The 12,047-nt window shown below is 66.4% G+C and carries 11 protein-coding genes; 9 read left to right on the top strand and 2 right to left on the bottom strand.

Annotation, left to right across the window (positions count from 1 at the left end; all coding sequences use genetic code 11):
* Positions 1 to 67 precede the first annotated feature (67 nt).
* Positions 68 to 490 carry a hypothetical protein gene (locus tag AB0280_RS07990; protein ID WP_366366787.1) on the bottom strand — a complete coding sequence of 141 codons (423 nt, stop codon included), beginning with the start codon at positions 488 to 490 and terminating at the stop codon, positions 68 to 70.
* Positions 491 to 578: 88 nt separating this feature from the next.
* On the opposite strand from AB0280_RS07990, the gene AB0280_RS07985 reads away from it, so the two are divergent.
* The 9 genes from AB0280_RS07985 to AB0280_RS07945 all read left to right on the top strand — a co-directional run bounded on the left by AB0280_RS07985 (position 579) and on the right by AB0280_RS07945 (position 11,322).
* The gene (locus AB0280_RS07985; protein WP_366366785.1) at positions 579 to 1,238 is read left to right on the top strand and encodes a helix-turn-helix transcriptional regulator; all 660 of its coding nucleotides are present in this window, start codon (positions 579 to 581) and stop codon (positions 1,236 to 1,238) included.
* A gap of 47 nt (positions 1,239 to 1,285) precedes the next feature.
* Positions 1,286 to 2,515: a cysteine desulfurase family protein gene (locus AB0280_RS07980; RefSeq protein WP_366366784.1), complete on the top strand. Its 1,230-nt coding sequence runs from the start codon at positions 1,286 to 1,288 to the stop codon at positions 2,513 to 2,515.
* A 151-nt stretch (positions 2,516 to 2,666) separates the two neighbouring features.
* A complete protein-coding gene (mnmA, locus tag AB0280_RS07975) occupies positions 2,667 to 3,800 on the top strand; it encodes a tRNA 2-thiouridine(34) synthase MnmA (protein ID WP_159631544.1) in 1,134 nt (377 codons plus the stop codon).
* A gap of 251 nt (positions 3,801 to 4,051) precedes the next feature.
* A complete protein-coding gene (locus AB0280_RS07970) occupies positions 4,052 to 5,689 on the top strand; it encodes an ABC transporter substrate-binding protein (protein WP_366366781.1) in 1,638 nt (545 codons plus the stop codon).
* A 127-nt stretch (positions 5,690 to 5,816) separates the two neighbouring features.
* Positions 5,817 to 6,908: an ABC transporter permease gene (locus AB0280_RS07965; protein WP_159631546.1), complete on the top strand. Its 1,092-nt coding sequence runs from the start codon at positions 5,817 to 5,819 to the stop codon at positions 6,906 to 6,908.
* Position 6,909: 1 nt separating this feature from the next.
* Positions 6,910 to 7,947, top strand: coding sequence for an ABC transporter permease (locus AB0280_RS07960; protein ID WP_159631547.1), 1,038 nt, complete (start codon positions 6,910 to 6,912; stop codon positions 7,945 to 7,947).
* A gap of 32 nt (positions 7,948 to 7,979) precedes the next feature.
* On the top strand, positions 7,980 to 9,674 hold the full coding sequence (locus AB0280_RS07955; protein WP_275179952.1) for an ABC transporter ATP-binding protein: 1,695 nt from the start codon (positions 7,980 to 7,982) through the stop codon (positions 9,672 to 9,674).
* Between the two features lie 113 nt (positions 9,675 to 9,787).
* Positions 9,788 to 10,195 (top strand): chorismate mutase, encoded by a 408-nt coding sequence (locus AB0280_RS07950; RefSeq protein WP_159631548.1) that lies wholly within the window; start codon positions 9,788 to 9,790, stop codon positions 10,193 to 10,195.
* 134 nt (positions 10,196 to 10,329) lie between these two features.
* Entirely contained in the window at positions 10,330 to 11,322 is a 993-nt protein-coding gene (locus AB0280_RS07945) for a hypothetical protein (RefSeq protein WP_366367088.1), read from the top strand.
* Here the strand turns inward: AB0280_RS07945 and AB0280_RS07940 are convergent, their stop codons facing one another.
* Positions 11,323 to 12,036 (bottom strand): DUF4166 domain-containing protein, encoded by a 714-nt coding sequence (locus tag AB0280_RS07940; RefSeq protein WP_366366780.1) that lies wholly within the window; start codon positions 12,034 to 12,036, stop codon positions 11,323 to 11,325.
* Positions 12,037 to 12,047 lie beyond the last annotated feature (11 nt).

Raw genomic sequence — 12,047 nt, 5'->3', positions numbered from 1 at the left:
TGGAGGGCTCAGCCGCCGGCGGGTCTGTGTGGCTGCAATGTCCTGCGCCCGGCAAACGCCTGCGGAGTTACGCAGTGGTCCGGCTGGTCCCCACTGACAGCCGGTTGAGGGCCAAGGCGCCAACCAACAGCCCGAAGTCACGCAGCGCGACGTCGTAGAAGCTGCCCAGCAGGAGCAGGTTGATGATGATTCCGGCCAGCCACGCGGCCACGATCAACGAGCCGTATTTAGGACGCACCGCCACGGCCACGCCGGCGATGATTTCCACGACCCCCACGATGTACATGAAGGTTTGGGCCGGCAGCGGCACGATGGCCGTGGCCTGGGGTGCCAGGTACACGGTCCAGTGCGTGAGGATGTTGGTGAATTTGTCCAGGCCGAAGAGGATCGGTGCGACGGTGAACACGGTACGCAGCAGCAGGAACGCCTGCCGCCCCGGCGGCACGGTGGCTGGCGCATGCTGGGCCCGCATTGCCGATGCTGATTTCATGGTGCTCTCCTTCTAAAAGTAGGTATGCCAATTTTAGAAAGTTGACGGTCTATAATCAAGACATCTTGACTTTGGAATTGGAGGTGTCATGTACCGACTTCCCTGGGCAGACAGGATTGCTGCCGTTGCGTCGCTGACCGACGCCAAGAGGCTGCAGCTTTTTGAACTGGTCGCAGCCTCACCCCGCCCGCTGGGACGCGACGAGGTGGCCGAAACTGCCGGCATGGCGCGCAGCACCGTCTCCTTCCATCTGGACAGGCTGGTCCAGGACGGCCTGCTGGCCGTGGAATTCCACAAACCCGCCGGCAGGACCGGTCCGGGGTCAGGTCGTCCCGCCAAGATGTACCGGCCGGTTGGAAGTGAAGTGGGAGCGTCCGTACCGGACCGGAACTACGACCTCGCCGGGGAGCTGATGGCCGAGGCGATCGAGGCCACCGAGGCCGAAGGATTGGCGGTGGGGGAGTCATTGCGCGCCGTCGCCTTCCGGAAAGGCCGGGAACTGGCAGAAGGTTCCGCGGGCATGGAAGAGTTCCTGGCAGAAACGGGCTATCAGCCGGAGCCCGACGGGGATGGGGGATACCTGCTGCCCAACTGCCCGTTCCACCGGCTGTCGCGGTCCCATGCGGCAGTGGTGTGCGACATGAACGGCGCCTTCCTGCGGGGGGCTGCGGTTGGCTGCGGCGGCGCCGAGGACCGGGTTGTCCCCGTTGCAGGCCACTGCTGCGCACGGATTACCGGCGGGAGCTGACCGCTCCACGCGGCGGCCACCGGGACCGGCCGCGATAGAATTGGAGGATGCCCGCCTACCTCGACCACGCCGCCACCACGCCGCTTTCCGGTGCCGCGCTCGCTGCCTTGACGCGTGAACTGGCACGGACCGGCAACCCCTCATCGCTGCACGGCTCCGGCCGCAGGGCGCGCCGTGCCGTCGAGGACGCCAGGGAGGCCATCGCGGCCGCGGCCGGCGCCCATCCCTCGGAGGTCATCTTCACTTCCGGAGGCACCGAGGCGGACAACCTCGCCGTGAAGGGCATGTACTGGTCCCGGGTGGCAGAAGACCCAAGGCGGCGGCGCATCCTCTGCTCCGCCGTCGAACATCACGCAGTCCTGGACACCGTGGAATGGCTGGAACGCCACGAAGGCGCCGACGTGGCGTGGCTGCCGGTTGACGGTGACGGCGTTGTTGACCTCGAGGTTCTCGAAGCCGAGTTGTCCCGCGATCCCGGCACCGTGGCGCTGGTGACTGTCATGTGGGCAAACAACGAGGTGGGCACCATCCAGCCCATCCGGCAGATCGTGGAACTTGCGCACGCCGCCGGCGTTCCGGTGCACTCCGACGCCGTCCAGGCATTCGGCTCGGTGCCGGTGCACTTCAAGGATTCCGGCCTGGATGCCATGTCCATCTCCGGGCACAAGATCGGTGGACCGGTGGGTGTAGGCGCACTCCTGCTGGGGCGGGCCGTCAAACTCACCCCGGTACAGCATGGCGGCGGCCAGGAGCGCGACGTCCGTTCCGGGACGCTGGACACCGCCTCCATCGCTGCCTTCGCCGCCGCCGCGGAGTCTGTCGCAGCCGGGCTGGCCGCCGAGGCTGCCCGGATCGCAGCCCTGCGCGACCGGCTGGTCGACGGCGTCCGCGAACGTGTTCCGGAGGCGGTCCTCCGCGGAGCGCCCGGCGGCCGCCGGCTCCCGGGCAATGCGCACTTCACGTTCCCGGGCTGTGAAGGGGACTCATTGCTGTTCCTCCTCGACCTTGCCGGCATCGAATCATCCACGGGTTCTGCCTGCACGGCAGGGGTGCCCCGCCCCTCCCACGTGCTGCTGGCCATGGGCCTGGACGAGGAAACGGCGCGCGGAGCCCAGCGGTTCAGCCTGGGGCACGCCTCCACGGAGGCCGACGTCGACGCCCTCCTTGCAGCGCTGCCCGAAGCTTATTCGCGGGCGCGCCAGGCCGGCATGGCCGGACACGAGTCCTCCATCCAGACCGCGGGCACCGCGGCGCGGCAGGGTTTCCCGGGCGCTTGAGCGCCGGCGGGCGCGTCCCGGCGCCCGCTCCGCCGGGTGTGGAGCGGGTTGATTTGCCTGCCGCCGTAGAATGGATAGGCGAAGATCGTTTCCGCCCCCGGTACGTCCAGCACGGCCCCGGGCAGCGGGCATCCCCCAACAGAAAGCCAGCATGCGAGTACTAGCAGCCATGAGCGGTGGAGTTGATTCTGCCGTTGCCGCCGCCCGCGCGGTGGAAGCCGGGCACGACGTCGTCGGCGTCCACCTGGCCCTTTCGCGCATGCCGGGCACCCTGCGCACGGGCAGCCGCGGCTGCTGCACCATCGAGGACTCCCGGGATGCGTGGCGGGCCTGCGACGTGCTGGGCATTCCCTATTACGTGTGGGATTTCTCCGAGCGCTTCAAGGAAGACGTCGTCCAGGACTTCATTGACGAATACGCCGCCGGCCGGACGCCGAACCCCTGCATGCGCTGCAACGAGCGCATCAAATTTGCAGCCCTGCTGGAAAAGGCCATCGCGCTGGGCTTCGACGCCGTCTGCACGGGCCACTACGCCAAGGTCATCGAGGACGCTGACGGCAACCGGGAACTGCACCGCGCGGCGGACTGGGCCAAGGACCAGAGCTACGTCCTGGGCGTCCTCACCCACGAGCAGCTCAAGCATTCCATGTTCCCGCTGGCGGACACCCCGTCCAAGGCCGAGGTACGCGCCGAAGCGGAACGGCGGGGCCTCTCCGTGGCCAACAAGCCCGACAGCCACGACATCTGCTTCATTCCCGACGGCGACACCGCCGGCTGGCTGGCAGAGAAGATCGACATGGCCCAGGGTGACATCGTGGATGAAACCGGCGCGAAGGTAGGGGAGCACCCCGGCGCCAACGCCTTCACCGTCGGCCAGCGGCGCGGCCTCAAGCTCGGAACCCCCGCCGCCGACGGCAAGCCCCGCTTCGTGCTGGAAATCCGGCCCAAGGAAAACAAAGTGGTGGTCGGTCCCGAGGCGCTGCTGGCCATCGATGAGATCCGCGGCATCAAGGTCTCCTGGGCGGGCCTGCCCATCGCCGAGGTGGAGACAGGCGCCGAGTTCGAATGCTACGCACAGGTCCGGGCGCACGGGGACCCGGTTCCGGCCACCGCGCGGATGGAGCCCTCCACTGACGGCGCCCCGGCAACCCAGTTGGTGGTCCGTCTGGTGGCGCCGCTGCGCGGTGTCGCGCCGGGCCAGACGGTAGTGCTCTACCAGGGCAGCCGCGTGCTGGGGCAGGCCACCATCGACGCTGCCCGCTCGCTCCAGCGCGCCGCGCTGTAACCAATCCGCCTTCAGCACCGCCACGGTTCTGCCGTGGCGGTGCTTTGCTGTGTCCGGGCGGCGTCCCTTGACGGTGCTGCCGGGCTCCGCCGGGTAACTTTTAGGAAAATTTTGTGTTTGAACTCACAAAAACGGCCGTCCTGAGGGCTGACTCTCTGATTCAATCTAGGGATCAGCACTGCACGCCGGCGTCTGGGGCTATCAACCTATGACCGCGGGCGTGCGCGTACTCATCGGAAAGAAGTTCACAGATGATCAAGAGCACAACGGCCCTGCACCGCGCCATCGCGCTGGCAGGCATCTCCGCCCTGGCCCTGACAGCCTGCACAGGGCCCTCGGGCGGCGGCGGGGGAACGTCTACCGGCAATGCCGGTGGCGGTGCCATCACTTTCGGAACGACGGACAAAGTCGTTACCCTCGACCCCGCCGGCTCCTACGACGCAGGATCCTTCCTGGTGATGAACCAGGTCTACCCCTTCCTGATGAACTCCAAGCCCGGCTCGGCTGAAGTCAGCCCGGACATCGCTGAGTCCGCGTCTTTTACCTCGCCCACAGAGTTCACGGTGAAGCTCAAGCCCAACCTGAAGTTCGCCAACGGTCACGCGCTTACCGCTTCGGACGTGAAGTTCTCCTACGACCGCGTGGTGAAGATCGACGACCCCAACGGGCCGGCGTCCCTGCTCTCGAACCTCAAGTCCGTTGACGTCAAGGACGACACCACCGTGGTGTTCAACCTCAAAGCAGGGAATGACCAGGTGTTCCCCAGCGTCCTGGGCACCAACACCGGACCCATCATCGACGAGGAAGTCTTCCCGGCGGACAAGGTGATGAGCGATGAGGACATCGTCGCCGGAAAGCCCTTTGCCGGCCCCTACACCATCGATTCCTACAAAAAGAACGAACTTGTCAGCCTCAAGGCCAACGCTGACTACAACGGACTGCTGGGCAAGCCGGCCAACGACAGTGCCGTCATCAAGTACTATGCCGACTCCAACAACCTCAAGCTGGATGTCCAGGGCGGCAACATTGACGTTGCCGGCCGCAGCCTGACCGCAACCGACGCCGCGGACCTGGATAAGGATTCCAAGGTCAAGGTCTACAAGGGCCCGGGCGGCGAATTGCGCTACATCGTTTTCAACTTCGACACCATGCCTTTCGGAGCCAAGACTCCCGAAGCCAACCCGGCGAAGGCACTCGCCGTCCGCCAGGCCATGGCTGACATTGTGGACCGCCAGGCCATCTCCGACCAGGTCTACAAGGGCACCTATGTCCCGGCGTACTCCGTTGTCCCCGATGGTCTGCCTGGTGCAACCCAGCCGATGAAGGACCTGTATGGCGACGGCAGCGGCAAGCCCAGCCTGGACAAGGCCAAGAAGACCCTGGCGGACGCCGGAGTCACCGGCCCGGTCAACGTGAAGCTGCAGTACAACCCCGACCACTACGGCAAGTCCTCCGGTGACGAGTACGCCATGGTCAAGGAGCAGCTGGAGAAGTCGGGCCTGTTCACCGTGGACCTGCAGTCCACCGAATGGGTGACCTACTCCAAGGCACGTACCGCCGACGCCTACCCCGTCTACCAGCTGGGCTGGTTCCCGGACTACTCGGACGCGGACAACTACCTCACGCCGTTCTTCATCCCCGGCAACTTCCTGAAGAACCACTACGAGAACCCCACCGTCACGGACCTCGTGCAGAAGCAGCTCACCACGCCGGACAAGACCGGGCGCCAGAAGCTGATCGGGGACGTCCAGACGGCCGTTGCCAAGGACCTGTCCACGCTGCCGCTCCTGCAGGGCTCGCAGCTGCTGGTGGCCGGGAAGGACGTCAAGGGTGTCGAGAAGACCCTGGATCCCTCCTTCAAGACCCGCCTTGGCGTCCTGTCCAAGTAAGCACTCCACCCCCATCGGGCTCTGACGGGCCAGAGGCGGGACGCCGCAACGGTGTCCCGCCTTTTGCCGGTCATCAGCCAGCAACGAGGGGACTGCTGGCTCCCGGTCACCACGAATCCAGGTACCGATGACAACTTTGATTGACGCGCCACCCAGTGACGCCGACGCACTCCTTCCGCCCAAGAAAAAGCAAACAGGAGGCGGGCTGGGCCAGTACATCCTGGTCCGCTTCCTGCTGATCTTCCCCACCATCCTCATCCTCGTCACCATGGTGTTCTTCCTGATGCGGATCACCGGTGACCCCATCACCGCCGCCATGGGCGGCCGGCTGCCCCCGGAACAGCTGCAGGAAAGGATCCATGCCGCCGGCTACGACCGGCCACTGCTCGTGCAGTACTTCGAATACCTGGGCCAACTGGTCACAGGGAACTTCGGCACGACGCTTTCGGACAACCGCAAGGTCACCGAGATGCTCACCACCTACGGGTCCGCCACGCTGGAGCTTTCCATCAACGCCATCATCGTGGCGCTGCTGGTCGGCATCCCGCTGGGCATGGTCGCCGCCCACCGGCGTGACCACCTGCCGGATGCAGTGCTCCGGATCCTGGCCATCCTGTTCTACGCCACCCCGGTGTTCTTCGCCGGCATGCTGCTCAAGCTGGTGTTCTCCGTATGGCTGGGCTGGCTTCCGGTCGCCGGCCGCGCAGGGACCAGGACCGAACTGTCCCTCACCGCGCTGGAGGCGCCCACGGGCATCTACTGGCTGGACGCCCTGCGCAGCGGAAACATGGCCGCCTTCAGCGACGTCATGTCGCACGCGGTCCTCCCGGCGCTGGCACTGGGTCTGCTCACGGCCGGCGTTTTCCTGCGCCTGGTCCGGACCAACGTCATCGGTACCCTCGGCAAGGACTACGTGGAGGCCGGGCGCTCACGCGGTGTCAGCGAGTTCCGCCTGGTGACCAAGCACGCCTACAAACCGGCGTTGATTCCGATCATCACGGTCATGGGCCTGCAGATCGCCGTCCTTCTCGGGGGCGCCGTGCTGACTGAGACGACGTTTGAATGGAAAGGCCTCGGTTTCCAGCTGGCCAACTACCTCACGGCGCGCGACTTCGTCGCCGTGCAGGGCATCGTGGTGCTGCTGGCCGTCATCGTCGCCGTCACCAACTTCATCGTGGACATCATCGCCGCGCTGATCGATCCCCGCGTGAGGTACTGAAATGTCTGCCAATACAACTCTCGAACCCGTCGCCAACCCGCGGGCTTCCCTGTTCCGGCGGCTGCCGGTTGTTTCGCACTTCAACAAAAGCGTCGGCCTGCAACGGTTCATGCTGGTGGTGGGGCTCGTCCTCACCGGCATCTTCCTGCTCACCGCGCTGGCAGCACCGCTGCTGGCGCCCTACGGCTTCGCGCAGCTTTCCGATGCCGACGGCAGCTTCCCCACCCAGCAGGCCCCCGGCGGGAAACACCTCCTGGGCACCACGGTGGGCGGTTACGACGTCCTGTCCCGCGTCATCTGGGGTACCCAGACGGCACTTTTGGTCATCATCGTGGCCGTGGTCCTCTCCATCTTCGCCGGGGTCATCCTCGGCCTGGTGAGCGGCTACATCGGCGGGTGGCTGGACCGCGTCCTGGTCGTCGTGGCTGACGCCATCTATGCCTTCCCGTCACTGCTGGTTGCCATCGTCATGGCAATCGTCATCAGTGGTGGACAGTCCAGCCTGTTCGGCGGAATCCTGGCCGCGGCCATTTCCATCACGGTGGTGTTCATCCCGCAGTACTTCAGGGTGATCCGTGCCGAAACCATCCGGCTCAAGGCGGAGCCCTTCGTCGAGTCCGCCAAGGTGGTGGGCGCGTCAAACATCCGCATCATGACCCGGCACATCTACCGCAACGCCACCCGCACCCTGCCGCTGATTTTCACGCTCAACGCGTCTGAATCCATCCTTACCCTGGCAGGGCTGGGCTTCCTGGGCTTCGGCATTGAGCCGAGCTCGGCGGCCGAGTGGGGATTTGACCTCAACAAGGCGCTGGCCGACACGACCTCGGGCATCTGGTGGACCGGGCTGTTCCCGGGCCTCGCCATCGTGTGGACAGTCCTCGGGCTGACGCTCGTGGGCGAAAGCATCAACGACCTCAACGATCCGCGGCTCCGCGGCCGCAAGCGCAGCAGCCGCAAGGCGGCAGCCGCTGCCGTACCGGCCACTCCTGCCGTTCCCCATGGATCCGGCACCGAAACAGAATTGAGCAACCCGTGAGTGAGAACCCCGGTTACGAAAATCCCGGTTCAGTGTCCGGCCGTCAGGACCAGGACCGGAAGACAGTACTGGATATCGACCACCTGAAGGTCACCTTCGCCACGGACGGTGGCGACGTGTACGCCGTCAAGGATGTCAGCCTGGACGTCAAGGCGGGTGAGGTCCTGGCCATTGTGGGGGAATCCGGCTCCGGCAAGACGGTCACCGCCAAGACCATCCTTGGCCTGCTCCCGGAAACGGCTGTGAGTTCCGGCGCGGTGCTGATCAATGGTGCCAACGTCATCAGCCTCAGCCCCGGCCGGTTGCGCCAGATCCGCGGCCGGGACGTGGCCATGGTCTTCCAGGAGCCCTCAACCGCCCTGAACCCCGTGTTCACCGTCGGTTGGCAGATTGCCGAAGGCATCCGTGCCCACGCCGGTGCCAACGGCGGTAGGCGGGTCTCTGCCAAGGAGGCCAAAGCCCGGGCCATCGAGGCGCTGGGCAAGGTGGGCATCCCCGATCCCGAGCACCGGGTCAACTACTATCCGCACCAGTTTTCCGGCGGCCAGAAGCAGCGCGTGGTGATCGCGGCCGCCCTGGCGCTGAACCCCGGCCTGATTGTTGCCGACGAGCCCACAACCGCCCTGGATGTCACCGTCCAGGCGGAAATCCTGGAACTCCTCCGGGACCTTCGGGACAAATATGGCACCTCGATCGTGCTGATCACCCACAACATGGGGGTCGTGGCCGACCTGGCGGACCGGGTGGTGGTGATGTACCAGGGCGACGTCGTGGAGGAAGCTTCAGCGAAGAAGCTCTTCGCTGAACCAAAGCAGGACTACACCCGCAACCTCCTTGCCGCGGTGCCGCACCTGGGCCGCAATTCGGCGTCGGAAGGCCTCACCGAGCGGCGCCACCAGGATGAGGAAGTGCTGGTGGCCGCCGACAACCTGGTGATCGAGTACCCGGGGCGCTTGGGGACACCGGCCTTCAAAGCCGTTGACGGTGTCAGCTTCACCCTGTCCAGGGGTGAGGTCTTCGGCCTGGTGGGGGAGTCGGGGTCCGGCAAGACAACCATCGGCCGCGCCATCGCCGGGCTCAACCGGACCACCGGCGGAAGCCTCAAAGTGCTGGGCTACGAGATGCTGAACCTTCGGGAACGCACGTTCAAGCCCCTGCGCAAGGACATCGGCTTCGTGTTCCAGGACCCTGCCGCTTCCTTCAACCCTCAGCTGACCATTGGCGAATGCATCGCCGAGCCCATGCTCATCCACACCCGGCCGAGCGACGCCCAGGCCCGCAAGCGCGTTGGCGAGTTGCTTGAATCGGTCCAGCTGCCGGCGTCGTACGCGGGACGGTACCCGCACGAACTGTCCGGCGGCCAGCGGCAGCGGGCATCACTGGCGCGTGCCCTGAGCCTGAACCCGCGCCTGCTGATCGCTGATGAGCCGACGTCGGCCCTGGACGTTTCGGTGCAGGCAAAAGTCCTGGAGCTGTTCCGGGACATCCAGGAGGAGTTCGGGTTCGGCTGCCTGTTCATCAGCCACGATCTTGCCGTTGTGGACATCCTGTCCTCCTGGGTGGGCGTGCTGTACAAGGGCAAACTGGTGGAGCAGGGGATCGGCAGCCAGGTCATGGGCAACCCCCAGCACGACTACACCCGCCGGCTGATCGCCTCCCTGCCGGTGCCGGACCCGGCCGAACAGGCCAAACGCCGGGAGGAGCACCGCGCGCTCCTGGGAATCTGACCCGCAGGAAGTCCTGCGGGCAGTCCAGCCGCGGACAGCGCCGGTGCCGCCAGATGGGCGGCACCGGCGCTTCACACCCGCGGTGGTTCTTCCGGCTCCCCTAGACTGGAGCCATGACGCAGCACAACCCCAGCTCTCCTGGCGCCGACGAATTTGATCCATCCGCCAGCTCCCTTGCAGGCCACGTGGACGATTCCGTGATGGCTGAACTGCTGTCCATCCGCTCCAGCATTGACAACATCGACGCCACCTTGGTGTACCTCCTGGCCGAGCGCTTCAAGGCGACGCAAAAAGTGGGCTTCCTGAAGGCAAACCACCGCCTCCCCGCCGGTGACCCGGGGCGTGAAGCCGCGCAGATCGCCCGGCTGCGCCGCCTTGCCGAGGATGCCCACCTCGACCCGGCCTTCGCGGAGAAGTTCCTCAACTTCATCATCGGTGAAGTGATCCGCCACCATGAGGCCATTGCCGAGGACCACCAGGCCTCCTCGGGCCAGCAACCGCAGACCTCCGCGCTGGCGTGAACCGGGAACAGCGCCATGCGGGCTCCGGCCCGCGTCCGGCGGGTGCCTCTTTCACCGGTGATCCATCAAACGCTGCCTCATCAAACGCGGCCTCGGCTACCCAGGCCAGGGCCACGGAAGTCACGGCCACCGGCCTGGGCCCGTGGCCGGGCGAAGATCCGCTGGAAGCTGCCCGGATCATCCGCGGTGAGCTTGGCAGCCCGCACCTTCCCTTCCTGGCTGAACTGCCGGACCGTGGGGTAGGCTCCGACCCCCTGGGCCGTACTGCCTCCCTCCTGGAGGAACTCGCGGTGGATGTACAGCCGCACGGTTGGCGGCTCGTGGACCGCCCGGGCAAGGACATGCGGCGGGCAGCGTCGGCGCTGTCCACCGACCTGAACGTCCTGGCCGATGTTGTCGGCGCGGAAGACGTATCGGCGGGTGAACTCAAAGTGCAGTTGGTGGGACCGCTGAGCCTTGCCGCCGGCTTGTACCTGCACAACGGTGAACGCGCCCTGCTGGACTACGGCGCCCGAAGGGACCTGGCCGCCTCCCTCGCGGCGGGCGTGGCCGGTTACCTCAGCAGGGTGGCCGCGGCCGTGCCCGGCGCCCGGCTCGTGGTGCAGGTGGACGAGCCCGCCATTGCCGCCGTCCTGGCCGGAACCATACCCACCGCCAGCGGGTACCGCACCCTCCGCGCGATTGCGGGATCGGAAGCACGCGAGTCATGGCGCCTGGTCCTGGACTCCCTGCGTGCAGCCGGTGCAGCCGAGGTTGTCGTGTCCTTCCCCGAAATCGAAGCCCCCATCGACCTGGCCCTCTCGGCAGGGGCTGACGGCGTCGCGTTGCCGCTGAAGGCATTGACCAACCGCCAGTGGGAGCAGGTGGCCGGAGCGGTGGAGGCTGGGAAACAGTTCTGGGCTGGTGCCCTGGACGTGAGTGCCGGTGGTCCGCTGCCCAAAGTGGCCCAGTGCGTGGAATCCGTCTGGCGCCCCTGGCGCCAGCTGGGCCTGCCTTCGTCGCTGCTGGGCGCCATCCGGGTGACGCCCTCGGAAGGCCTGGCCGGCCACACACCTGCCCAGGCCACGGCCGTCCTGCACCGGCTCACCCAGGTAGCCGACGGCCTGAACCAGCAGGCGCTGGGTTAGCTACACCCTGTTTTCCCAGCGGTCCGGCTGGGCGTAGCGGGGCAGGTAGCTTTGGGCGGAACTGCCGCCGGTGTACGGGCGCAAGCGGTAGTCGAAGGCCCCGGCGTATACCAGGACCAGGCCGATCTGCGGCTGGATGACCTTCACCTGGATGCGGTGCCGTCCGTTGCTGCCTTCGGCCGGGTCCCACCACTGCTCGGCGTAGGCCTTGGCGTCGAGGGCGGCCGGAAGCGGCACCCGCAGAGGACCCATGAAGAGCCTCGACGCCTCCGAAACGCCGCGCAGCCTGCCTTCAGCCGTGACACTCAGGTTCAGGTCCGTCACCAGCCGCCGATAGCGTCCCACGTAGTCCACCAGTTGGGTGTTGCCACCCGTATGGGTGGCACTGGTGGTGTCCTGGAAGAGCCGGGTGCGGTCCGGGAAGCGGATTTCACGGCGGGCGGTAAGGCTGGAGCGGCCGAACGGATCCTGGTGTGCGTGGTTCTCGATCCGGAACGGGATGTTCTCACCGTATTCCGGGAAAAAGGCCTCTTCGCCGCCCGCCAGCCGCAGCAAAGGGCGCAGCCACCGCTGGCGGCACCCCACGACGTCGAACGTTCCTTCCCCTACCCCGTACTGTCCGGAACCCGGTGCCAGCGAGAAGTACTCCTGGAGCTCGGGCTGCAGCCGGGCGAACCCGGTGCCCAGGGCCTGCCGGTAGATGGGGACGTTCATGACGTGGACCT

The sequence above is a fragment of the Pseudarthrobacter sp. 902506025 genome, assembly GCF_040702325.1.
In the GTDB taxonomy this organism is placed as follows: domain Bacteria; phylum Actinomycetota; class Actinomycetes; order Actinomycetales; family Micrococcaceae; genus Arthrobacter.
This window is presented reverse-complemented; position numbering and strand designations above follow the sequence as displayed.

Coding starts and splice junctions, on each gene's coding strand:
- AB0280_RS07990 (WP_366366787.1), bottom strand. CDS start 490: ATGAAATCAGCATCGGCAATGCGGGCCCAGCATGCGCCAGCCACCGTG.
- AB0280_RS07985 (WP_366366785.1), top strand. CDS start 579: ATGTACCGACTTCCCTGGGCAGACAGGATTGCTGCCGTTGCGTCGCTG.
- AB0280_RS07980 (WP_366366784.1), top strand. CDS start 1,286: ATGCCCGCCTACCTCGACCACGCCGCCACCACGCCGCTTTCCGGTGCC.
- mnmA (WP_159631544.1), top strand. CDS start 2,667: ATGCGAGTACTAGCAGCCATGAGCGGTGGAGTTGATTCTGCCGTTGCC.
- AB0280_RS07970 (WP_366366781.1), top strand. CDS start 4,052: ATGATCAAGAGCACAACGGCCCTGCACCGCGCCATCGCGCTGGCAGGC.
- AB0280_RS07965 (WP_159631546.1), top strand. CDS start 5,817: ATGACAACTTTGATTGACGCGCCACCCAGTGACGCCGACGCACTCCTT.
- AB0280_RS07960 (WP_159631547.1), top strand. CDS start 6,910: ATGTCTGCCAATACAACTCTCGAACCCGTCGCCAACCCGCGGGCTTCC.
- AB0280_RS07950 (WP_159631548.1), top strand. CDS start 9,788: ATGACGCAGCACAACCCCAGCTCTCCTGGCGCCGACGAATTTGATCCA.
- AB0280_RS07940 (WP_366366780.1), bottom strand. CDS start 12,036: ATGAACGTCCCCATCTACCGGCAGGCCCTGGGCACCGGGTTCGCCCGG.